The following is a 23995-nucleotide window of genomic DNA, read 5'->3' as shown; positions in this document are numbered from 1 at the left end:
AGAATCACCCAAAAAGGGTGATTTTAGCATTATTTTTTAACGAAGGATTGTTATAGATCAGATAAAACGCTTCTCTTTTGCTGTTTTAATGGCTTCTGATTTAGAATTTACATCAAGTTTGATATAAATATTTTTTACGTGGCTCCGCACAGTTTCCTGATCAATAAAGAGCTCGTTGGCAATTTGAGATTTTGTTTGCCCGTTGGCAATCCGATCCAATATTTCCGTTTCTCTTTTGGTTAATGGAGAGTTTAGGTTCTTCTGAAAAGAATGCATTACAATCCGGGCTACATTTGTACTCATTGCCCCGCCTCCCGTACTTACTTCTCTAACCGCATCAATAATTTTTGCAGCACTTGAGTTTTTAGTAAGATAACCACCTGCGCCCATGGTTAAAGCTTCGAAAACCAATTCCGGCGAATCGAAAACGGTTAAAATAATAATATTCGTGTGGGGTAAAGTTTTTTTGATAAAAGGTAACGCTTGCAGGCCATTGGTGCCAGGCATCTGGATATCGAGCAAAATCACATCCGGATGATCTGCTTCTAAATGTTTCTTGGCTAAATCGTACGATGCATAGGTATTCACAACAACAAAATCTTCTACATCAGTTAATAGTGATTCGTAACCCATTCTTAAAATATCATCGTCTTCGATTAAAACGATTCGTAAACTCTGGCTCATTTTGGGATGTTTTTATTGTTAGACGACTTTTGTACTATTTTGTAACAGGAATTCTCGTAGAAATGGTGGTGGTTGTGCCTTTTCCCTTAATAGAAGAGATTTGGAAGGTCGATTTTATGCGTTTACAACGGGTTTGAATATTGTTTAGCCCCCTTCCCCGTTCTACCGATTCGAGATCAAAACCCTCTCCATCATCAGTGGTGAGGATATTAATCGTATTATAATCCGTTTCAATCACCATAATCAGCACCTGCCTTGCTTTTGCATGTTTCAACACATTGTTGAGCATTTCCTTAAAAATCAGCGTCAGGTTTCTGTTAAACTCCATTGATAAATGCAGCTTCTGATATTTAGCCAGCACACCCTCCATTTTAAAATCAATGCCGGTATTTTGAAAAAGATCTATCCCGAAATTTTTAATATGCACCAAAATCTCAAAAAGGTTATCGCTATGTGGATCCAATGCCCAAAGGATATCTTTTGTCCCCGTATAAAGCATGCCTGCATTTTCTCTGATCAGTCTGATCAGTTCTTTCTGGTCTTTCTCCGTTCCATCTACTTTTTTGTCTAAAATCTCCGATAATACATTAATGCGTGTTAATTTATTGCCAATATCATCGTGAAAGTCTTCTGCAGTCTGCTTTCTGATTTTTTCCTGCTCTTTTATCCTTAGTTTTTCGAATTGATATTTTTTTCGTTCCCTTGTTTTAAAAATCAGGTAAAAAATAAGCCAGATCAGGAAGATGAGCACAAGAAAAGCGATAATCTTAAATAAAACCGTATCGTAATATGGCGGTACGATAATAAAGCTAAACTGCTCGATATTGGATTGCTGACCATTTGCAATGGCATAAACCTGAAAAGTATAACTTCCTGGCCTGATGGCCGAATATTCGATCTCTGTATTGGGTACAGGCTTGCTAAAATCATTATCTACGCCAACCAGCTTATACCGGTAGAGCACACTTTCCGGATTGGTGAGATACACGCCTTTAAAGCTTATCGCAACATGGTTCTGATTATAGTCTAATTTATAAAATCCTTTTTTCTTGCCGTTCGGGTCTATTACCAGATCTTTAGAACGGTCGCTTTTATGGTAAGCCCACACGTGTTGAATATGAATAAAAGGGCTATTTTTATTCTGATCGGGGCTAAGGATTTTACACTGCACCATTCCGGTAATGGTGCCCACCAAAATGCTGTTTTTATACTTAATAATGGCGTTTTGGTTACACTCCACAATTAAGGGCTGGTCTCTAAAAACCACATAATGTTGTTCTTGTTTATTAAACGTTAATTTATTGATACCGCGACCAGTTCCAGCCCATAAATTGTTTTTATCATCGGTTGCAAGACTGTAAATGTCGTTCGAATTCAATCCATCGGCCACCACATAACGTTTAATCGCTTTTGTTCTGATGTTCCAGGTTACAATTCCATCACCCAGTGTAGCAAAAATCAAATTGTCGCCATGTTTAATGATGCTTAATACATGCATATTGGCGAGCAATTTGATGGTGAATGTTGGATCGATTTTTTTATCCCTGATCAGTGTGATGCCATTAGATGTGCCCAGCAACACACTATCTTTACTTAGCGGAAAAGGGAAAATACAAGAAGAATAGCCATCAAAACCGATTATTTTTTTAATCTTTCCATCCTTTAAATAAGTGGATGATTTTAACCCATTTATCCAGATCCCTCCTTCGCCATCCTCGGCTATAGCGCTGTTATCAAAGCGCTCAGGTTTCAGTATCTGAGTAAATTTTTGTCCGTCGTATTTCCAAACCCCATTTCCATAGGTCGAAACCCAGATATTTTTTGCCCTGTCGGCAAAAACGAAGTAGATTTTTTTATCCTTAAAAACAGGATCATCAATATTTTCTACCTTTTTTCCATCGTACTTAAAAAGTCCTTTGTTATATGTTCCAAACCAAAGGTTACCGTTTTTATCTGCAGCAATCCCACTTATGGGATAGGCAATATTTTGACCTTTAAATTTATTGTAGCGGATAAAAGCATCTCCCTCATATTTATAAATCCCATCACTGAAACAAGATATCCAGATGTTGTTTTCTGCATCACTGAAGATTTCGTTAACCTGGTTATCACTCAGCCCATTTTCTCCGTTAAAGTTAATAACCGAGCCATTTTTATGAATAAGGTAAGCCCCTTTTTCCGACCCGACCCAAATATTTCCTTTGTTATCCTGTGCTAATGAATAATAGGCATCAATATTAGGGTTCTTGAAAAATAATTTCGTTACAGCCCCCTCTGATACATAAATCCCGCTACGGTAGGTTAAGAGATAAATTTTATTTTTAACTTTTCGATCGAATAAGATCTTACTGATGGATACTGAACTCAACTCATGGTGCAGTTCCTGAAAAATTACCCACTTACCGTTTTTAAGCTGATAAATGCCTTTTTCGGCAACTGCAGCGTAGAGATTTCCAGATTGATCGGTATTGATGGTATTAATGCTTTTATCACCTATGGAATAAAAAACAAGCTTGCCCTTTTCGATCCTGAAAAGTTTACGGTCGGTTAATCCCCAAACCATACCCTGTTTATCTTTAAGTAAGTGGCTTACTAATTTACCGGAAAATAATGTGCTTATTTTTCCCTTTCTTAAGATGTTGATCCCTACCTCTGTGCCAAAATAAACCTGGTTCTGATTATCTTCGAGAATACAGTTTATCGAATTAGACCCCAATCCATCCGCCTTACCGTAAGAGGTAAATTCTTTTCCATCGAAATTACTTGCACCGCCATATGTACCAAGCCAAAGCGTTCGGTCTTTAGCCTGATAAATGACCATCACCTGCGATTGCGGCAGACCATCTTTTAAACTGTAATTGGTGAAGTTATAACTTTGAGCAGATAGCTTTAAGCTAAAAAGAAAAATGAAAGAAATTATGAAATTTATCCTGATTATAGACAGTTTACTGCACATACGATACAAAATAAGCATAATTTCTTTCAAAAGCTATCCCCCGTTTTGGGGGATATTTTTATGCGTTACCCATATAAGGATCGGTTTGCGTAATTGCACCGGTTTCGATTTTACCTGCATAACGTTGTTTAAAAACGATATTGCCGGTTTGTACAATGCTGAAATCGTACCAGTTGGCATTTTTGGCTAGGTTGAACAAAACATTCGTGCTCGATTTTGGCTTTACGCTAACCGTTTTTATTGCCGATTTGTATTTGTTATCGATAATTTGCAGGGTAATTAAACCAGAACTTTTGTTCTCAATCGCGAAAACAAGATTTCCTGTAAGCTTTTTGCTTACCAAACCGCTCTGCTCCGGATACGCCTTTACTGCAATTGATGGATTTTTCTTACTGCCCGCAAAATGCCTGTAGAAACCATTTGGACCGCTAACGGCCAGATCATATATTTCGTTGTCAAAATCATCGATCTTGATACTGTCTTTTAATGTATCGCCAGCCTTTACAGCATAAGCCCATGTTTTGCCCGCCACACCTTTAAATTTGGCGATGGTATTCATATTAAATGGAGCACCAATGGTTTCGGTTTCACTACCAAACAAAGTTTTTGCCGATTGAAAAGTCACCTCGATTTCGTTATTCACCAACTTTGCATCAACCATCAAATGGTAAGGCAATGCGCAGGCATTTTTGGTCCCGTTTTCTTGCTTAGAGGCATGGCTTGATGTTTCAGGAGAAAAGGCTTCAAATTTATTAATTTTCGCTACATCGGTTTTATTCAACGCGGTTGGTCCAACCTGTGCAGGCTTGTTTCTGGCATTGCCGATATTGGTTACTACTACATCCCGTTTTAATGGTTCAGGAGATTTAATCTCTTCTCCATTATATGGCCTGAATACTGAAGTTAAATCACCACAGATATTTCTGCGCCAATCACTAATGTTATTGCTTTTGATGGCTTTACCTGTTTTTTTGGCCAGCCATTTTTCCATAAACATTAACGACGAAGTATGATCGAAAACCTGTGAGTTTACAAAACCTCCTTTACTCCAGGGCGAAGCAATAACCAATGGAACGCGATAACCCAAACCAATCGGACTTCCTTTCCGCACTTCGAAATCAGTGGCGTAGTTTATTCCGTTAGATACTTTTCCACTGCTCGGATCATCGGGATTCGGAACAACGAAAGGAGGTTGATGGTCGAAATAACCATCATTTTCATCATAGGTTAAAACAAATATTGTTTTCTTCCAAACCTCCGGGTTCTTAGTTAAAATATCTAAAGCCTCACTTACATACCAGGTTCCGTACAATGGTGAACTGGTATGATCAGAAAAACGTTGTGGCGCAACCAGCCAGGAAACTGCAGGTAATTTTCCGCTGTCTACATCTTTTCTAAACTGATGAAAAATATCGCCTTTTGGAATATTAATGGTTTCAGACTCGCCCTGGTCATTTTTAAAAGTAAAGGGTTCAAGTTCCAGATAATCTTTTTGCGAAATATTGGTGGTAAAGGCCTTATCAACCAGATTTTTTTCCTTTTTCGATAATTTATCGTATTTCTCCTGTACTTCTTTAGCACTTAAAGGTGGTTTAACCGTATTATCGCCATTTTTTCTAAAATAGGCTGATAATTTGACATTGTGCCTGCTAATATATTCAACAGGATTATCGCCATAATTTCCTAACCAATCGTCTATTTCACCCTCCGGAAGTTTTGAGGTCCAGAGTTCGTTTTGGTAAATGCGCCAATCGATGCCATTATCTTCCAATGTTTCCTGAAAAGTTGGCCAATCTACAAATACATTATTCTGCGATTCTGCCTGATCATTATTCACTACCGCTACGCGATTCGCGCTTTTCTCTCCGCGTATCGTTCCGGTAAAAAAGAACAGGCGGTTGGGCGTTGTACCGGTTAGTGATGAGCAAAAATGCTGATCGCAAATGGTAAAGGCATCGGCCATGGCATAATAGAAAGGAATATCATTCCGGTCATAATAAGCCAAAGTCATTGGGCTTTTAACGGGAAGCCATTTGTCGTACTTGCCGCCATTACGGGCTGCAACCTGATCGTTCCATGAGTGTGGCAAACCACCCTGCCAGGTAATTTTTGTTTTGTTAATGTCTACATGAAAAGGCGCATAAGTATAGCCCTGACCATCCTTTTGCAGCCAAACTTTGTTACCATCAGGCTGAATGTGCGGGTGTGGATCGTTAAATCCGCGCACGCCCTTCATTTTGCCAAACATGTGGTCGAACGACCTGTTTTCTTGCATCAGGAAAACGATATGTTCTGCATCATAAAATGTGCTGCCAGGTTCGGGGTTAATCGACATGGCTTTCAGTACCGAACTGGGCAAGGTATTGGCCATGCCAGTGGCTCCGGCAAATAAGGCCGCTTTTTTTAGAAATTCTCTACGTGAGTCCATAATTATACAATATAGCTTAGATACCGCAAGTTAAGTTTTCACTTCTCAATTAGCAATTTTGAATTGGCGGTTAATTATAAATTTTCAGTTAACCAATTTCAACAATGAACCAGTTAACCTTAATAATGAACTATTGTACTCATAAATTACTTCTGAAACACCCTTACATAATCAACTTTCATGGTTGCGGGGAAAATAGCATCATCCACTCCTTTTTTTCCACCCCAGTTACCACCAACGGCTACATTTAAAATCACATGGAAGTTTTGATCGAATGGCCAGTCGCCAGATCCTTTTTTGGTATTGTTAAAAGTGAGGTATTTTTGATCATCGATAAAGAAATCGATGCGGTCGGCATACCATTCTATGGCATAAACATGATATTCGGTGTAAGGATTATTAACCTTTAAAGCTTTTCCAACCTGTGTTTTTATCACGTGGTTAAATTTTTCGGTGTGCACCGTGCCGTGTACACTATCCGGAACGTAACCCACATGCTCCATGATATCAATTTCACCACTTTTTGGCCAGTCTCCATATTTCCAATCGGTTGGTAAGGCCCAAATGGCAGGCCACAAGCCCCTACCTTTTGGCAACATCGCACGAACTTCTACCCTTCCATATTTAAAATCGAATTTGTTTTTAGTTACCAATCTGGCAGAAGTGTAATGGTTACTTTCTTGATCTGCTTTTACAGCTATAATATTTAAATTTCCTTTCCTTACCACTGCGTTTGCACTATCGCCGTCAGTATAATATTGCAATTCGTTATTTCCCCAACCTTTTCCGCCAATATCATAACTCCAGTTTTTACTTAATGGTAAACCGGCATCGTCAAATTCATCTGCCCACTTTAGTTTCCATCCATTTGCAACAGGTGTTTTTTTGATTTCTTCGAAAAGCAATTCTGGTTCGTTTGTAGTGATGTATTCTACCTTGTGTGCCAAAAGCCATTGCATTTCAGGAGCTGCATTTACCGTCCAGGCGTTTACGGTTAAACCCAATTTTTGTGCATTTTCAATCCAGCCATCTTTTTGGTAAACACTAAAATGATAATCAGCCCCGGTCAATTTATCCGATTTCATTTGTTCGGCACTGATTTCGCCCCTCAGATACGCAACTTTTGCCTTGGGCATGAGTTCCAAAACACGCTTACAGTAATCGTAATCAAAACTGATGTACTCGGTCCATTCCACTGCTTTTAGTTTCTGAACCATTTCAACACATTTATTGGTCACTTCAATTCCCCGTTCTTTGCTGATCAGTGAAGGTTTTATTTCCAGAATAAGCTTTGTCGTTTTCTGTTTTTTTCCTTCCAGTAAATACGCCTCTAGCGTTGGTATCTTCTCTCCATTGCTCATGGTTTTGGTCAATAGATCCGCATACTTTACTTTTTCAATGGTCAAACCCTGAAATTCAGGATCGTGGTTAATCACCAAAACACCATCAGCCGTCATCCATACATCGAATTCTGAGCCATAACAGCCCAATTTTACCGCTTCGTTTAAAGAGGCAATAGAGTTTTGCGGGAAATTATTTTTCTTCCAGGCTCCACGGTGGGCGATTACCTGGTTTTTATTCCAGTTAAATTTTTGGGCAAAAGAAGCAGTAAAAATGAACAACATCAGTGCAGAGATAAATACTCGTTTCATATTTGATATGATTATACAAAAAATCAAAAGTAGATTTTTATCAGAATACTCGTTTAAAATCTATGTAACCTTTGTATTAATAAAAACAAGATAAAGATTTTTAAATTAACCCTGTGCCATCCTAAGCTGTAAACCATGGCATCGGATTAAAAAAAATTGACGGGACCTAAAACGCTCATGCTTTTGTAGAAGCGAGAAGAGGAAACAGATTGTCACAAATACGATCATCCTTGTCCAAAAAAATCCGCCAGTAATAGCGAAAAACAGCGCTAATGATAACCGATTTGAAATAAACGCGTTACCTTACTCTGGTTTCTTTCAATTGATTAGAACTATTTTTACATTTACGGTGATATGGTGAGCAATAACTACAGTGAATTACTACGGAAGATAGATGAGTTTATCCGCAAATTTTATCTGAACAAGATTTTGCGGGGCAGTATTTATGCAGCTGCTATTCTCCTCGGGCTATATCTTCTTGTATTTTTAAGCCTCTATTACCTCAATCCGGGTGCAGGTTTTAAAACCTTTGTATTTTTTGCTTATTTGATTGTGGGTGTTTTACTTGTTGGTTTTCTAATCATCAAGCCGCTTTTATCAATGCTAAAACTGGGTAAACACCTTTCTTTTGATGAAGCATCGGTTATCATCGGTAATCACTTTTCCGATATTAAGGATAAGTTGCTCAACACCCTGCAACTCCATCATTTATCCGAAAACCATCCTGAAAACAACCACCTTATCCTTGCCAGTATCGATCAAAAAATATTGGAGCTTAAACCTGTTCCTTTTTATACTGCAGTTAGCATCAACGATAACCGAAAGTATTTAAAGTATCTTTTTGTTCCGCTTTCAATTATTTTACTGATTGCCATCATTGCCCCGGCCATTTTGCGTGAAGGCACAAACAGTTTCTTTAAATACGATGAATACATCGCGCCAAAAGCACCCTTCAGCTTTGCCATTTTAAATAAAAGTTTAACCGTTACCCAGGGGGATGATGTAACCTTGAACCTCAAATTATCCGGAGATGCGCTCCCTGCCGAAATTTATGTAGAAGATGGGAAAAACACTTATAAACTCGAAAAAGAGAATATCAGTAATTTTAAATACAATATCAAAAACATACAGAGCGACAAAAAGCTGGTTTTTAAAGGCGGCGGTTTTAGTTCTTCAATATTTACGGTTACCGTTAAACCCCGTCCCGAATTGCTAAATGCAACCGCCACACTAAATTATCCTGCTTATTTAGGCAAAAAACAGGAATTGATTGCCAACGTTGGCGATATGCTCCTGCCAGAAGGCACCAAGGTTAACTGGAACTTTAAAACCGGTCAGAGCAACTCGCTTTTATTTATTTTAAATGGTACCGAAAACGTATTAAAGGTGGAAGACAACGAATCTGTTTTTAATGCAACCATTAGGAACAATTCAAAATATAGCATTACGCCTAAAAATGAGTACGTTACGCTAAGAGATTCCTTGTCGCACCAGATTACCGTAGTTAAAGATCAATCTCCAGGCATTTCTGTTGAAGAAAAACCCGATTCGGTAAGCAATAAGGCCCTGTATTTCAGCGGGCAGGTGACTGATGATTATGGTTTTAGCCGCCTAAGCTTTAAATATAACATTAAAGAAAATAACCGGATTGTAAGCACCGTTACCAAAAACATTGCTATTAAAAGCAATGCTACAGAAAATACTTTCTTCTATTTCTGGGATTTAAAAACAGCTACTGCTAAACCTGGTCAGGAAATAGAATATTATTTCGAAGTAGCCGATAATGACGGTGTTAACGGGGCCAAAGTTACGCGATCCGAAATCAAAACCTTTAAACAGCCTACCAAAAAAGAAACTGCCGAACAGGTAAATGCAAGCAACCAGGCTTTAAAACAGAAAATGCAATCCGCAATCCGTTTGGCCAATACCATCGAAAAGGAAAGTAAAAAGGTAGCCGAAAGCCTGATCGATAAAAAACAGATCTCTTTCGAAGATAAAAAACAGATTGAAGCTCTTTTAGACAAACAAAAACAGCTTGATGAGGCCGTAAAAGAAATTAAAGAGCAGAACGAAAAAAATATTCAGCAACAGGAAGATCAAAAACAAACCGACGAACTTTTAGAAAAACAGAAACAGATCAAAGATCTCTTTGACAATGTACTGGATGAAAAAACCAAAGAACTTTTGCAGAAACTGCAAAACCTGATGAACGAGAAAAACAAGGACCAAACGCAGAACGAACTTTCGAAAATGCAATTGGACAATAAAACCCTTAAAAACGAGCTCGACAGGATTTTAGAACTTTACAAACAGTTAGAATTTGAGCAAAACCTTCAAACCGATATCGACCGGCTTGATGAACTCGCTAAAGAACAAAAAGAACTGGCTGAGCAAACAAAAGATAAAAAACAGGATAATGAATCGTTAAAGCAAAAACAGGATGCGCTGAATAAGGAGATGAAAGACGTGAAAGACGACCTGAAAAAGCTGGAAGAAAAAAATAAAACACTGGAAAGACCAAATCCTTTTGAAAACCCTGAAAAAGATGTTCAGGACATACAAAAAGAACAACAGGACAGTAAAGATGCTTTAGATAAAAAAGACTCGAAAAATGCAAGCCAGAAACAGCAAAAAGCCGGCGAGCAAATGGAAAAATTATCTAAAAAAATGAAGGACATGCAGCAACAGGGCGAAGAAATGGAAAACAACCTTAACGCCAAAGAACTGCGCCGGTTATTGGAAAACTTACTTACCACTTCTTTCGACCAGGAAAAAGTAATGCTTGCCTTAAAAAAAATGACCGCTGCTGATCCCTCTTATACGAGTAATGTACAGAAACAACGTAGCATTAAAGATAACCTTAAAACCATTGCCGATAGCTTGTACAGCTTAAGTAAACGCGTTCCGCAGATAGAATCGACGGTGAACGAGGAAATGAATAAAATCAATTTTAATCTTGATAAAAGTTTAGAGAGTTTGGGAGACAGAAGAACCTCTGAGGCGAACCGTTTCCAGCAATTTACCATGACTTCCATCAACAACCTAACCCTGATGTTGAGCGAGGCCTTGAGTCAGTTGCAAAACATGCAAAAAAATGGTAAAGGCGGTAGTGGAAAGAAACAAAAACAGGGAATGAAACAGCTTTCTCAGATGCAGGATCAATTGAATAAAAGCATGCAAAAAGCCCGGGAACAAATGCAAAAATCGGGAGAAAATCAAGGTAAAGTTGGCAAAGGACAAATGAGCCAGGAATTTGGTAAAATGGCGCAACAGCAACAAATGATCCGCCAGGCTTTAGAAAAGATTAACCGCGAAGAAAATAAAGATGGTACCGGGAAAATGGGAAACCTAAACGAGGCCATCAAAGAAATGAAACAAACGGAAAGTGATCTGGTTAATAAACGTTTACAACAGGAAACCCTAAACAGGCAAAAAGACCTGCTGACCAAACTGTTAGAAGCTGAAAAAGCGGAACGCAACCAGGAGGAAGATGCTAAACGCGAAAGTAAAGCGGCTAAAGAATTCCCACCATCCTACCAAAAAATGGTCGATCAGTTTAAAAAACAGCAGCAAAATGGCAATGATATGCTTCAAAAGTTGCCCCCTAGTTTAAACTATTATTATAAAAACAAAATTGCTGAGTATTTGAAATCTTTGAATACGCCACAATAGCTAGTATGTTATCACACAACATTTTTTATTATATTTGATACATGACAAGCACAGCCTTAAGACAAAGATTAATCACTTATCTGTCCGGTGCAGAAGACAATAAGATAAAAGCGATTTATACCCTTCTTGAGAGAGAAATTGAAGATGAACAATCCTTTAGCCTATCAGAAGAACATTTGGATATTCTTGACAGAGAAAGGGCGCTTCATATAGGTGGTGAAACAGTCTCTTACAGTAAACAGGATGCTTTTGACCTCATTAGAGGTCTTAAAAAATTGTAATGTATACCATTAAAGTTAAGCCCCTTGCCATTCAAATGGCAAAGATGCTTATGATTGGTATGAGGAACAAAAAATGGGACTAGGTGACCTATTTTTAGCAGAACTAGGCAGATGTTACACTAAATTAGAAAAGCACCCACTTCACTATCAAAAACTAAAAAAGAATTATCGGCATTTAGTTCTAAATACATTCCCATATGTATTAATCTTCGAAGTTATAGGTGTAGAAATAATAATTTTTGCAGTTTTTCATACCGCAAGAAATCCTAAATTGAAATTTCCAAAGTAATAATCTCGCAGTCTTTAAATCTTATAATATTTTATATTTCTTAAATTTGCCGCCATAAACTCCATAATATGCCTGCAATATCGTTTTTCATTGAAGCTGTCAGCTATAACCTTCCTCAAAAACTTAAGGTCAAAAAATGGCTTAAAGCAGTGATAGAAAAAGAGGGCTTTAAATTGCAGGAACTCAATTTCATTTTCTGTAGCGACGAATATCTGTTGGGTATTAATCAACAGTACTTAAACCACGATACCTATACGGATATCATCACATTTGATAACTCAGAAGTCGAAAAACAGATTGTCAGCGACATTTTCATCAGCATTGAGCGGGTGAAAGAAAATGCTAAAACCTTTAAAACACTGGAGTTTGATGAGGTTTGCCGCATTATGATCCACGGAACCTTACACCTGCTTGGATATAAAGACAAAGGAAAAGCAGCCAAAACACTTATGACTCAAAAAGAAGATGAGTACTTAGGTTACAGATCAGAATCAGGTTTAATTTAAGTTCTACGCTATTACCTAACATTTAAATAAGACTTCATATTAACTAGATTGCTTACACGATAAATTCAATCAGTCTAAGCAAATACCCTATCTGGTCCAAACTCTTTTTATCATAACCATTAGCTCCGTTCTACAGCGCTGTAAATAGGGGCTTCAAACGGATTTTGTTCGGGTGCAATTGTCACAGCTCCCTCTGGGAGCCAAAGCAGATCCGAAGAGGATCCGTCTCAACCCTTATGCTCTCCACAGATTTTACTGCATTTTCCCTGGAACAAGACCACCAAGACCCTAGCATTTTTCGGCCATTGTACTCAAAGCTGTTGTGCTCAATTCTTTTATGATGTCTATACAGCCTTTTACTCCGTTCGTCTAAAAGTTAAGCCCGTTCGTCGACAATTAGTCTCCACTGGTATAATAATGCAAAACACCTTGCAACATATTCTGGCTGTAGCAGTCTTATAGATAGAAAAAGATTTAAAACTGATGGTCAGGAACCTATTTTCCCAGCCTCATATAAGATAAAGTTTAGTTTTAGTTAATGATTGAGACAGCGGCGGAGCGATTCCTGCCGCTGTTTTCTTTTATAGATTAGTTCACCAATAACAAACGGACTATTTAACAAATGAACCAAAACATCAATATTCTGCCATTTTTAACTGATACAGAAGCCCTTTACAATTTGATTATCCCGTTCCAAATATTTTATACTTACTTTTGCACTAATTTTCCTTTATAAATCCGAAATACAAAAAAATTGAGCACACTAATTGCGGCAGAAGGCTTAGGGCATGGTTACCATGACGAATGGCTATTTAAAAATTTAACCTTAGGTATTAACTCTGGTCAGCGCGTAGCGTTGGTAGGGATTAATGGTGCAGGTAAGAGCACACTTTTGAAATTATTGGCAGAAAGGTTCCCTCCGCTCGAAGGTAAAATTGTAAAAAATAAAGCTGTTAAAATCGGTTTTCTTGACCAGGAGCCGCAGTTTACTGAAGGTTTTTCGATTAGCGACCATATATTCTCCCTGGAGAACAAACAACAGCAATTGATTAAGGAATATGAAGAATTAATTGAAGATCCCAATCCTGACGAGAAAACACTTAACCGTTTATACGAAGAATTAAGTGAGCATAATGCCTGGGAATATGAGCATGAGATCAAAACCATTTTAAACAGAATGGGAATTACGCATCTTCAACAAAAAATCTCTACCCTATCAGGCGGACAAAAGAAACGTTTGGCCCTGGCTAAACTTTTAATTGAAGATCCTGAAATTTTGGTACTCGATGAGCCAACCAACCATTTGGATATTGATACCATTGAGTGGCTGGAAAAATTATTAACTAACGGACAGAAAACAATATTACTGGTTACCCACGACAGGTACTTTTTAGATAATGTTTGCAATACCATTGTGGAGTTAGATAGGGGAAAAATATTTAACTACAACGGAAACTATGCTTACTTCTTAGAAAAGAAAAGTGAAAGGGAAGCTTTAGACGCAACGGTTTTACATAAGAACCAACAGCTATTAAAGAAAGAATTGGAATGGATGAGGCGCATGCCACAGGCACGTGGAACAAAATCAAACGCTAGGATCAATGCTTTTTACGATTTAGAAGAAAAATCAAAGAAAAAGACTGATAATCAGAGTATTAACCTCCAAATGAAGATGTCGCGCCAAGGCGGGAAGATTATTGAGGTAGAACACATTGCAAAAGCATTCGATGGCCGTGCAATCATTAAAGATTTCAGTTATACCTTTAAAAAAGGAGACCGGATTGGTTTAGCAGGTAAAAATGGTACGGGTAAATCCACCCTATTAAATATTATTACAAGTCAGTTAACTCCGGATTCAGGCAAGGTTGATACTGGAGACACCACGGTTTTTGGCTATTACAAACAAGGTGGTTTAAGTTTCGATCCTAAAGAAAGGGTAATTGATATTGTAAAATCTGATGCCGAATATATTAAGATGGCTGATGGTTCGGTGATCACTGCATCTGCCCTATTGACATTATTTCTTTTCCCGCCAAAGAAACAACATGGCATGGTAGAGAAGTTAAGTGGTGGTGAAAAGAAGCGTTTGAACCTGATGAAAGTGTTGATGCAAAACCCCAACTTTTTGATTTTGGACGAGCCAACAAATGATCTGGACATTGACACTTTAAATGTATTGGAAGAATTTTTAGAAAACTTTCCAGGTATATTAATGCTGGTTTCTCACGACAGGTACCTGCTTGACAAAATGAGCGATCAGCTATTTATTATGGAGGGTGAAGGTGTGGTGAAAATTTACAATGGCAATTATTCTGAGTACCGTTTAAGTTTAGACCAACCAAAAGCTAAGGTAGAAACCAAAAAAGTCAGCACCCCTATTGTAGAACAAACACCAGTTAAAGCAGTAAAGAAATTAAGTTTCAAAGAACAGAAAGAATTAGAAGATAGCGAAAAAGGGATATCAGAAACTGAAAATAAAATTACTTCATTAAGCGAACGTTTACTTAAAATTGATGCAAGTGACTATGTTAAGATCCAGGAAGTATCCAATGAAATCGAAACGCTTCAGGCCAAGCTTGATGAATATACAATGCGTTGGTTAGAGCTTTCAGAATAGTAATAACAATTGAATAAAATTTTCTACGTTATGTTTCACGTGGAACATAACGCTTAGTCGATCTATTCAAATTGCAATAGATTTTGATTAAATAATAAATAAAATAAGAATGTTTCACGTGAAACATTCTTATACTTCACGCTGATTCGATCGCTATTACAATTATTTCAGCATAGATTATAAGTTTAAATAAATACAATTGTTCCACGTGAAACAATTAAAGAAATTATACCATAAAGATGTTTTCAAAATACGATTTGATTGTTGTTGGTGCTGGTCACGCAGGCTGTGAAGCTGCTGCTGCTGCTGCCAACTTAGGATCATCTGTTTTATTAATTACCATGAACATGGGCACCATCGCCCAGATGAGTTGCAACCCAGCAATGGGTGGTGTAGCTAAAGGACAGATCGTTCGTGAGGTTGATGCAATGGGTGGATACTCTGGTATCATATCAGATAAATCTACCATCCAATTCAGAATGCTCAACAAATCTAAGGGGCCTGCGATGTGGAGTCCAAGGGCACAGATAGACAGGATGCGCTTTGCTGAAGAATGGAGACTGGCTTTAGAAAGAACACCTAACCTGGATATGTGGCAAGATAGCGTTGTAGGTTTATTGGTAAAAGACAATACCGTCTATGGTGTTAAAACATCATTAGGTATGGAGATTGAAAGTACCGCAGTAGTACTAACCAACGGAACTTTCCTAAACGGCGTGATGCATATTGGAGAAAAGAAATTCGGCGGAGGTAGAACAGCAGAAAGAGCTTCAACAGGAATTACCGAGCAGTTGGTAGAACTTGGCATGGAAGCTGGCCGGATGAAAACCGGTACTCCCCCACGTGTTGATGGGAGAAGTTTAGATTACACAAAAATGGAAGAACAGTGGGGAGATGAAAATCCAGGCAAATTCTCCTATACAGATACTGAAGTCTCAACCGATCAACGTTGTTGCTGGATTACTTATACAAATGGAGATGTTCATGAAACTTTGAAAGAAGGCTTCGAAAAATCACCAATGTTTACTGGCAGAATTAAAGGTTTAGGCCCGAGATATTGCCCATCAATTGAAGATAAAATCAATCGCTTTGCAGAGCGCGATAGACATCAGATTTTTGTGGAACCTGAAGGCTGGAATACCTGCGAAATTTATGTAAATGGTTTTTCAACCTCTCTTCCTGAAGATGTACAATTTAAAGCTTTGAGACTAATCCCAGGTTTCGAACAGGCAAAAATGTTTAGACCAGGTTATGCCATTGAATACGATTTCTTCCCGCCTACTCAATTATCACTGACACTTGAAACTAAATTAATCAGCAATTTATTTTTAGCCGGACAGATTAATGGAACTACAGGTTACGAGGAAGCAGCGTGCCAGGGATTCATGGCGGGAATAAATGCACATCAAAAAATTACCGATAAACATGAATTGATCATGAAAAGATCTGACAGTTATATTGGTGTTTTAATTGATGACTTAGTTACCAAAGGAACAGAAGAACCTTACCGCATGTTTACTTCAAGGGCTGAGCATCGTTTACTATTGCGACAAGATAATGCCGATATCCGCCTCTCTCCTATTGGTCATGAGTTAGCTTTAATTTCAGACGAGCGTTTGGAAAAAGTAAATCAAAAAATTGCTAAAGCTGATGCGTTGGTCAAATTTACAAAAAGCCAGGGCATCGAAATGGCTGATGCCAATCCTATGCTCGAAAGTTTGGGATCAAGTCCACTAAATCAAAATGTAAAAATACACAGTTTGGTTGGAAGGCCTCATGTTGGTTTGCCTGATTTAATTAAAGTGAGCAAAGCACTTGCTGAAGCGACTAAAGATCTAGACAATGAAACCATTGAGCAGGCAGAGATCAAAATTAAATATGAAAGTTATTTTGAGAAGGAAAATGAAATTGTAGCCAAGATGCTGAAAATGGAAGACAAAGAAATTAAGCCAGATTTCGATTACAATAAAATTGTTTCCATTTCAAAAGAGGCCCGTGAAAAACTATTTAAGATCAAACCACGCACTTTAGGTCAGGCTTCACGGATTTCGGGTGTTTCACCATCAGATATATCGGTTTTAATGGTATACATCAATAAGTAATTGATTATCAATACTTTAGCTATTTTAAAATAGACCTTAAATAAAGCGATATAAGCTAAAAAAAAGTTTTTTTAATGTTACGGTTTCAAAAAGTATAAAAATTCGTCAGAACGTTTAAAATATGCCAAATTTAAAAGCTCAGTATTTTAACCTTAAAAATTTAGTGGTTGTAACAGCCTTACTTCTATTTTTTGGTTGTGCCAGTATCCAAACGCCTCAAGGTGGACCAAAAGATACCAAGCCGCCAAAAATTTTAAGTATGACGCCAAAGAATCAGACCAGGAATTTTAATGCGAAAAAAATCATCATCGAGTTCGACGAATATTTTAATATCAAAGATGAGTTCAAGGAATTTTCGATTTCACCCGATCAGGAAAAACTTCCGGTTTTAAAGAAGCGGCAAAAAAGACTGGAGATTGCGCTTCAGGATTCTCTGGAGAAAAATACAACCTATACTTTAAACTTTGGAAAATCGATAGCGGATGTAAATGAAGGAAACGTTGTAAAAAATTTATCATACGTTTTTTCTACCGGACCAGAAATTGATTCTCTATCCATAAGTGGTAAAGTGATCAATTCGTTGAGCGACGAACCCGAAAAAGAAGTTACCGTATTTATTCTACCCTTGGAAAGGGATACCATTTTTGGAAAGAAACGTCCATCGATATATACCACTACAGACAGTGCCGGAACCTATAAACTGAACAACTTAAGAAAAGGTACGTATAAAGTATATGCCGTAAAGGAAAGCAGTGGTGGCGGAGATAAAATTTATCAGCAGATTTCAGATGAGATCGGATTTATAAAAGAGCCTGTTGTTATTGATAAAAACCTGGAAAACATCAATCTTCAGATTTTTAAAGAATTGGCGCCAGAATTTCGCGTATTAGACCGGAAACTAAACAATGATGGAAGTATATCCATTATCTTTAACCAGCAGCTTAAAAGCCCTAAAATAACCATTACAGATCCTCCGGCAGTAGACATAGATAAGTATGTGCATTTTAGCAAAAACAACGATACCGCTAAAGTATGGTTGAAGGATCTAAGTTTCGACTCAGTTAAGGTTGCCATTCAGGATCAGGGAAAGGTTTTGCAAACCCTAAACTTTACCCGTGGTAAAAAAGATACCTATACGCGTGATATTACCATTGCTGACAATCTATCTGGTGGCAAACTCAATCCTTTCCAACAGCTCACCTTAACGTTCCCTTTCCCGATGACAGCTGCAGATCCATCTAAAATTACATTTTTAGAGGATTCTGTAAAACGTACAAATTTTGAAGTGGTAAAGGATAGTGTAGATTTTCTTAAATATTATATCAAATATCCATGGAAAAACAAAAGAAACTACGATATCAAACTAGGCGCAGGGGCTTTTACAGCTATTTTTAATGCAAAGAACAAAGACATACCCAAACGCTTCACTTTGGAGAACCAGGATGCTTATACTACCCTAATTTTAAATGTAACAGTACCGGATACAGCCAAAAGTTATGTGGTACAATTCCTGAACGAGAAAAAAGACATTATAAAATCATTTCCTATTAGTAAAAATGGTAAAATTATGTTTTCCAAATACCCTGCAGGCAAATACATGCTCAGGATAATTTATGACGACAATAAAAACGGAATTTGGGATACTGGAAATGTAAAAGGTGGCTATCAACCCGAAAAGGTTTGGTATGTAAAGGCATTACTGGATCTAAAGCCCAATTGGGAAAGAGAAGATCCCTTAGCGATACCTCCACCTCCTAAAACGGATTAATACATTGCACCCAATTCCCCCTTCAGGGGCTTATGGGTTAAACCAACCTGAATACATGATATAATTATCAGGCAATTTATTTAATAAAGCCCTTTGCTCTTCAGTAATGGGCTTTATTTTTTTAGCGGGGGTACCGGCATATAAATAACCAGTTTCACAAATAGTATTTTCCAATACCACCGAACCAGCGGCTATAATACAATACTCTTGTATCACTGCATGGTCCATTACAATGGCCCCCATTCCGATTAACACATGATCCTGAACGGTACAACCATGTACGATAGCATTGTGCCCTACAGACACACGGTTACCGATGTGTGTGGAAGCTTTTAAGTACGTAGCATGGATTACTGCACCATCCTGTATGTTCGACTCATTTCCAATGGTAATGGCGTTTACATCACCTCTAACTACGGCATTAAACCATACCGAACATTTATCACCTATTACGACATCACCGACAATGGTGGCATTTTCAGCAATAAAATTATCAGCTCCAATTTGAGGGTATTTATCTTTTACGGGTAATATTAAAGGCATTTTAAAATGTAGTATGGTTGATGGATAATGGGAAATGTATTTAAGTCCCCTTCAGGGGATTTAGGGGTTAAAAAACAGTATCTACTAATTCTTTAGCGTGCTCGGGGTAATCGGTAGTAAAGTGTAATCCCCTACTCTCTTTTCTTTGCATAGCAGATTTAATAACGAGATAAGCAGTTTGAATTACATTTCTCAATTCGCAAAGTTTAACGGAGACTTTATTCTTTTTATAAAATTCTTCCGTTTCCTGGTAAATTAAAAATAAACGCCTATGTGCTCTTTCCAAACGGAAATCGGAACGAACGATACCTACATAATCACCCATAATTTTTTGCAATTCTCTCAAATTATGTGTTACCAATATATCTTCATCACTTTGCGTAACTCCTTTCGAATCCCATTCCGGAATATGATCTGGAATAACATTATTTTTAAAGTTTTCTATCGCATCCTGATAAATGCGGTGTGCAAATACGGTAGCTTCAAGTAAAGAATTGGACGCCAGCCTATTAGCACCATGCAAGCCAGTTGAAGAGCATTCGCCACAGGCATATAAATTTTTAATAGAAGAACGGCCATACTCATCAACCAATATACCACCACACATATAGTGCGAGGCAGGCGTAACGGGTATGTAATCTTTCGTCATATCGATCCCTATAGATAAACACTTCGCATATATATTGGGGAAGTGTTTCAATATGTCTACCTTCTTACGCATCGTAATATCCAGATATACAAAATCATCACCCGACTTTTTCATTTCATTATCTACCGCCCTGGCTACGATATCACGCGGAGCAAGCGATTTGCGTTCGTCGTACTCCTGCATAAATTCCTCACCATTTTTACGTCGCAACACTCCTCCAAAACCCCTGACAGCTTCCGAAATCAGGAACGAAGGATACTCTCCAGGATGGTATAAAGCCGTTGGATGGAACTGGATAAATTCCATATTCCTTACTTTACCCTTTGCCCGGTAAACCATGGCCATTCCATCACCTGTTGCAATAACAGGATTTGTTGTGGCCGAATATACATGTCCGGCACCACCTGAAGCCATCACAGTCACATTTGCCACAATCTTTTCCACATCGTTAAGCTCTGTGTTAAAGGCATATATGCCGTAACAGTTAATATCTTCGGTACGTTTATCCACAAACTCACCGAGGTGATGCTGGGTAATTAACTCGAGCGCAAAGTAATGTGTTAATATCTCTATGTTGTTATTCTCATGAATTTCATTCAGCAACACCCGTTCGATCTCATATCCGGTGATGTCTTTATAGTGTAAAACCCGGTGTTCGGAGTGCCCACCCTCCTTGGCTAAATCATAAAAACCCGAGTTATCTTTATCGAAGTTTATACCATAGTCAATGATCTCCTGAATACGCTGAGGTCCCTCTTTTACAACGATTTCCACAATTTTTTCATCACATAATCCGTCGCCTGCGATCAGCGTATCGTCTATATGTTTCTCGAAAGAATCACCTTTATCTACAACAACAGCAACGCCACCCTGGGCGTATTTTGTGTTCGATTCGTCTTCGTTCGACTTCGTCACAATTAAAACCTTACCAAACTTTGCAGCTTTAAGTGCGAAACTCAAACCCGCTATACCTGAACCAATTACCAGAAAATCTACTTTTCTCATTAATAAAAACATTTACTTTATCCACGATGTTAACAACTAGTTAATAAATGTTAACTCAATGTCTAAATTATCCTAACAAATAAATTTGAATGTTTAAAGCTACTCTAAAAACACAATTTGCCACAATCTTTTGCGCAATTTATAACCAGCTTTATACAAGTAATTAACTTTTTACCCACTTATAAACAATTAACATTCCAGTATTGATAAAAATTGAACGGTTTTTCGATAGTGCTGAAAATCAAACTTATGATATTAGAGAAATGTAATCTAAATGTTAGTAAACGATTAACAACTTATATAAAAGAAAGAATTTTCTAAACTTGCCAACAATATTAACACACTAATAAACAAACAAGATTTATTTATTTAAAATAACTTATTAATTATTGAGACGTGGAAAGCTTTATCTTTGGCCAACGTCAAAATTCAAAAAAGGAAAATTTAAAAATGAACATAGATGTCTTAGAAGAAATCAACAAAAAAGGTTTCGCAGAAGAGGAAATTGATCCTACCCTCGATCTTTTTGCGGAGATAGAGAAATTGAAAAAGGAAAAGAATGCCATTATCCTTGCACATTACTACCAAGAACCTGACATTCAGGATATTGCAGATTATATTGGCGATAGTTTAGGATTATCGCAAGAAGCTGCAAAAACGGATGCTGATGTAATTGTTTTTGCTGGTGTGCATTTTATGGCCGAAACGGCAAAGATTTTATCGCCAAATAAAACGGTATTGTTACCAGATGTAAAAGCAGGCTGTTCATTAGCAGACAGTTGCCCACCGCATTTGTTTAGAAAGTTTAAGGAAAAGTATCCAGATCACCTGGTCATCACCTATGTAAACTGCACGGCCGAATTAAAAGCTTTAAGTGATATTGTTTGTACGAGCACGAATGCCGTGCAAATTGTAGAGAGTTTGCCTAAAGACCAAAAAATAATATTTGGTCCGGATCGCAATTTAGGTGCCTATGTGGCAAAAAAGACCGGACGTGATTTGGTATTGTGGAATGGTGCCTGCATGGTACATGAAATTTTCTCTCAAGAAAAAATTACAAAACTGAAAGAACGCCATCCGAATGCTAAGTTTATTGCGCATCCGGAATGTGAAGAAGTGGTTTTAAAAATGGCTGATTATGTAGGTTCTACCACTGGTTTGTTAAAGTACACGATTACCAATCCGGCTACAGAATTTATTGTGGCTACCGAAAGTGGCATTATCCACCAGATGGAGAAGGCAAATCCGACTAAAACATTTATTCCGGCGCCGCCGAACAACAGCTGTGCCTGTAACGACTGCCCGTATATGAAAAGAAATACTTTAGAAAAACTATATTTATGTATTAAAAATGGTTTGCCTGAAGTAACAGTACCTGAACATATTATCGACCTTGCGCGGAAACCGATCCAGCGCATGCTTGATATTTCGGCAGAATTGGGCTTATAGAAATAAATCGTCATTGCGAGGAGGAACGACGAAGCAATCTTAATGCGTTCGCTGGTAGCGATGGTTGTAAGATTGCTTCGTACCTCGCAATGACGAAAAAATAAGTATATGGAAAAAAACAACATCCTAAAAAATTACGCGGGTTTATTATGGCTTTTGGCAGGTATAACTGTGGGAAGCATAGTGGGCTTAATTTTTGGAAAAAGTGTTGAAAGTATAAAACCTTTAGGTGATATATTTTTAAACCTGTTGTTTACAGCTGTTATACCCCTGGTATTTTTTGCAGTTTCATCGGCGATAGCAAATATTGATAGAACAAAAAAACTGGGCAGATTACTGACCGTAATGGTTTTGGTTTTTCTATCTACGGTATTAATTTCAGCTATTTTAACCTTGGTGGCTACCTGGCTTTTTCCGATCCATCAGCAATTGGGAAATACACCCTTGCCAACCGAGCCTGAAAAAATACAGTCGTTTGGTGAGCAGATGACCCAACTTTTAACCGTAGGAGAATTTTTCGAGATCGGTAGTAGAAAAAATATGCTGGCACTGATTATTTTTTCAGTATTGGTTGGCTTTTCGACACTTTACTCCGGAAAAGAGGGTGATGGTTTTAAAAATTTCCTGGTTTCGGGCAATGAAGTGATGAAAAAACTCATCATTTTAATTATGAAATTAGGGCCAATTGGTTTAGGTGCTTATTTCGCCTATCAGGTTGGTGTTTTTGGTCCACAACTTTTTGGTACTTATGCCAAGGCTTTGGGTTTATATTACGGTGTTGGGGCATTTTATTTTATTGTTTTTTTTACACTTTACGCTTTCGTAGCAGGGGGATTTAAAGCGATAAAAGTATTTTGGAAAAACAATATTGTACCCTCTTTAACTTCAATCGGAACCTGTAGCAGTATTGCCACTATCCCGGCAAATTTAGATGGCGCAACAAAAATGGGCGTGCCCGCTTACATTACCAATGTGACGATTCCTTTGGGCTCAACCTTGCATAAAGATGGTTCGAGTATCAGTTCTATCATTAAAATTGCGGTAGTTTTTGCCATTTTTGGAAAGGATTTGGTACATGTAGATACCATTATTTTGGCTTTAGGGATTACAGTTTTGGTTAGTATTGTTGAAGGAGGAATACCAAATGGTGGGTACATTGGCGAATTGCTGATGATTTCTGCTTATCAGTTACCGCCCGAAGCTTTACCACCAGCCATGATAATCGGTACTTTGGTAGATCCGATGGCTACTTTGTTAAATGCCACGGGTGATAATGTTGCAGCCATGTTAATTGCCAGATTTACGGAGGGTAAAAATTGGATGGATGATGTGTCATCCTGACGAAGGAAGATCTGTAAGCAGAGCATCTTCACCGGGGATTCTTCGCTGTGCTC

General features: G+C 37.9%; 14 protein-coding genes and 1 pseudogene. 9 read left to right on the top strand and 6 right to left on the bottom strand.

Features of this window, described 5'->3' with window-relative positions:
• Positions 1–57: 57 nt before the first annotated feature.
• The 4 genes from R2S57_RS12845 to R2S57_RS12830 form a co-directional block, all read right to left on the bottom strand.
• Positions 58–684 carry a response regulator transcription factor gene (locus R2S57_RS12845; RefSeq protein ID WP_316845352.1) on the bottom strand — a complete coding sequence of 209 codons (627 nt, stop codon included), beginning with the start codon at positions 682–684 and terminating at the stop codon, positions 58–60.
• Between the two features lie 34 nt (positions 685–718).
• Positions 719–3640: a two-component regulator propeller domain-containing protein gene (locus R2S57_RS12840; RefSeq protein WP_316845351.1), complete on the bottom strand. Its 2922-nt coding sequence runs from the start codon at positions 3638–3640 to the stop codon at positions 719–721.
• A gap of 58 nt (positions 3641–3698) precedes the next feature.
• Entirely contained in the window at positions 3699–6068 is a 2370-nt protein-coding gene (locus R2S57_RS12835) for a phosphocholine-specific phospholipase C (protein WP_316845350.1), read from the bottom strand.
• A gap of 146 nt (positions 6069–6214) precedes the next feature.
• Positions 6215–7720 carry a family 16 glycosylhydrolase gene (locus R2S57_RS12830; protein WP_316845349.1) on the bottom strand — a complete coding sequence of 502 codons (1506 nt, stop codon included), beginning with the start codon at positions 7718–7720 and terminating at the stop codon, positions 6215–6217.
• Between the two features lie 354 nt (positions 7721–8074).
• On the opposite strand from R2S57_RS12830, the gene R2S57_RS12825 reads away from it, so the two are divergent.
• The 7 genes and pseudogenes from R2S57_RS12825 (at position 8075) to R2S57_RS12800 (ending at position 18955) form a co-directional block, all read left to right on the top strand.
• Positions 8075–11392 (top strand): DUF4175 family protein, encoded by a 3318-nt coding sequence (locus R2S57_RS12825; RefSeq protein WP_316845348.1) that lies wholly within the window; start codon positions 8075–8077, stop codon positions 11390–11392.
• A 41-nt stretch (positions 11393–11433) separates the two neighbouring features.
• Positions 11434–11673: a hypothetical protein gene (locus tag R2S57_RS12820; protein WP_316845347.1), complete on the top strand. Its 240-nt coding sequence runs from the start codon at positions 11434–11436 to the stop codon at positions 11671–11673.
• Between the two features lie 52 nt (positions 11674–11725).
• Positions 11726–11962, top strand: a pseudogene (locus R2S57_RS30525) (type II toxin-antitoxin system RelE/ParE family toxin); the annotation flags it as partial.
• 68 nt (positions 11963–12030) lie between these two features.
• On the top strand, positions 12031–12468 hold the full coding sequence (ybeY, locus tag R2S57_RS12815) for an rRNA maturation RNase YbeY (RefSeq protein ID WP_316845346.1): 438 nt from the start codon (positions 12031–12033) through the stop codon (positions 12466–12468).
• 754 nt (positions 12469–13222) lie between these two features.
• Positions 13223–15085 carry an ABC-F family ATP-binding cassette domain-containing protein gene (locus R2S57_RS12810; protein ID WP_316845345.1) on the top strand — a complete coding sequence of 621 codons (1863 nt, stop codon included), beginning with the start codon at positions 13223–13225 and terminating at the stop codon, positions 15083–15085.
• A gap of 239 nt (positions 15086–15324) precedes the next feature.
• A complete protein-coding gene (mnmG, locus tag R2S57_RS12805) occupies positions 15325–17187 on the top strand; it encodes a tRNA uridine-5-carboxymethylaminomethyl(34) synthesis enzyme MnmG (RefSeq protein WP_316845344.1) in 1863 nt (620 codons plus the stop codon).
• A gap of 121 nt (positions 17188–17308) precedes the next feature.
• Positions 17309–18955 (top strand): Ig-like domain-containing protein, encoded by a 1647-nt coding sequence (locus R2S57_RS12800; protein WP_316845343.1) that lies wholly within the window; start codon positions 17309–17311, stop codon positions 18953–18955.
• Between the two features lie 30 nt (positions 18956–18985).
• Here the strand turns inward: R2S57_RS12800 and R2S57_RS12795 are convergent, their stop codons facing one another.
• Both R2S57_RS12795 and nadB read right to left on the bottom strand, forming a co-directional pair.
• Positions 18986–19498 carry a gamma carbonic anhydrase family protein gene (locus R2S57_RS12795; RefSeq protein WP_316845342.1) on the bottom strand — a complete coding sequence of 171 codons (513 nt, stop codon included), beginning with the start codon at positions 19496–19498 and terminating at the stop codon, positions 18986–18988.
• A 67-nt stretch (positions 19499–19565) separates the two neighbouring features.
• Positions 19566–21152, bottom strand: coding sequence for an L-aspartate oxidase (nadB, locus tag R2S57_RS12790; RefSeq protein WP_316845341.1), 1587 nt, complete (start codon positions 21150–21152; stop codon positions 19566–19568).
• 396 nt (positions 21153–21548) lie between these two features.
• Here nadB and nadA point away from each other — a divergent pair, with 396 nt between their 5' ends.
• Positions 21549–22601 (top strand): quinolinate synthase NadA, encoded by a 1053-nt coding sequence (gene nadA / locus R2S57_RS12785; protein WP_316845340.1) that lies wholly within the window; start codon positions 21549–21551, stop codon positions 22599–22601.
• Between the two features lie 108 nt (positions 22602–22709).
• Positions 22710–23942 (top strand): dicarboxylate/amino acid:cation symporter, encoded by a 1233-nt coding sequence (locus R2S57_RS12780; protein WP_316845339.1) that lies wholly within the window; start codon positions 22710–22712, stop codon positions 23940–23942.
• Positions 23943–23995 lie beyond the last annotated feature (53 nt).

The organism is Pedobacter psychrodurus, assembly GCF_032678585.1.
In the GTDB taxonomy this organism is placed as follows: domain Bacteria; phylum Bacteroidota; class Bacteroidia; order Sphingobacteriales; family Sphingobacteriaceae; genus Pedobacter; species Pedobacter psychrodurus_A.
Note: the sequence above shows the minus strand (reverse complement) of the source record. Positions and strands in the feature narration are given on the sequence as shown.

Bases quoted from the DNA above. Each gene is read 5' to 3' on its own strand.
- R2S57_RS12840 (WP_316845351.1), bottom strand. From the start codon at position 3,640: ATGTGCAGTAAACTGTCTATAATCAGGATAAATTTCATAATTTCTTTC.
- R2S57_RS12830 (WP_316845349.1), bottom strand. From the start codon at position 7,720: ATGAAACGAGTATTTATCTCTGCACTGATGTTGTTCATTTTTACTGCT.
- R2S57_RS12845 (WP_316845352.1), bottom strand. From the start codon at position 684: ATGAGCCAGAGTTTACGAATCGTTTTAATCGAAGACGATGATATTTTA.
- R2S57_RS12800 (WP_316845343.1), top strand. From the start codon at position 17,309: ATGCCAAATTTAAAAGCTCAGTATTTTAACCTTAAAAATTTAGTGGTT.
- R2S57_RS12820 (WP_316845347.1), top strand. From the start codon at position 11,434: ATGACAAGCACAGCCTTAAGACAAAGATTAATCACTTATCTGTCCGGT.
- R2S57_RS12795 (WP_316845342.1), bottom strand. From the start codon at position 19,498: ATGCCTTTAATATTACCCGTAAAAGATAAATACCCTCAAATTGGAGCT.
- ybeY (WP_316845346.1), top strand. From the start codon at position 12,031: ATGCCTGCAATATCGTTTTTCATTGAAGCTGTCAGCTATAACCTTCCT.
- nadB (WP_316845341.1), bottom strand. From the start codon at position 21,152: ATGAGAAAAGTAGATTTTCTGGTAATTGGTTCAGGTATAGCGGGTTTG.
- R2S57_RS12825 (WP_316845348.1), top strand. From the start codon at position 8,075: ATGGTGAGCAATAACTACAGTGAATTACTACGGAAGATAGATGAGTTT.
- R2S57_RS12835 (WP_316845350.1), bottom strand. From the start codon at position 6,068: ATGGACTCACGTAGAGAATTTCTAAAAAAAGCGGCCTTATTTGCCGGA.
- mnmG (WP_316845344.1), top strand. From the start codon at position 15,325: ATGTTTTCAAAATACGATTTGATTGTTGTTGGTGCTGGTCACGCAGGC.
- R2S57_RS12780 (WP_316845339.1), top strand. From the start codon at position 22,710: ATGGAAAAAAACAACATCCTAAAAAATTACGCGGGTTTATTATGGCTT.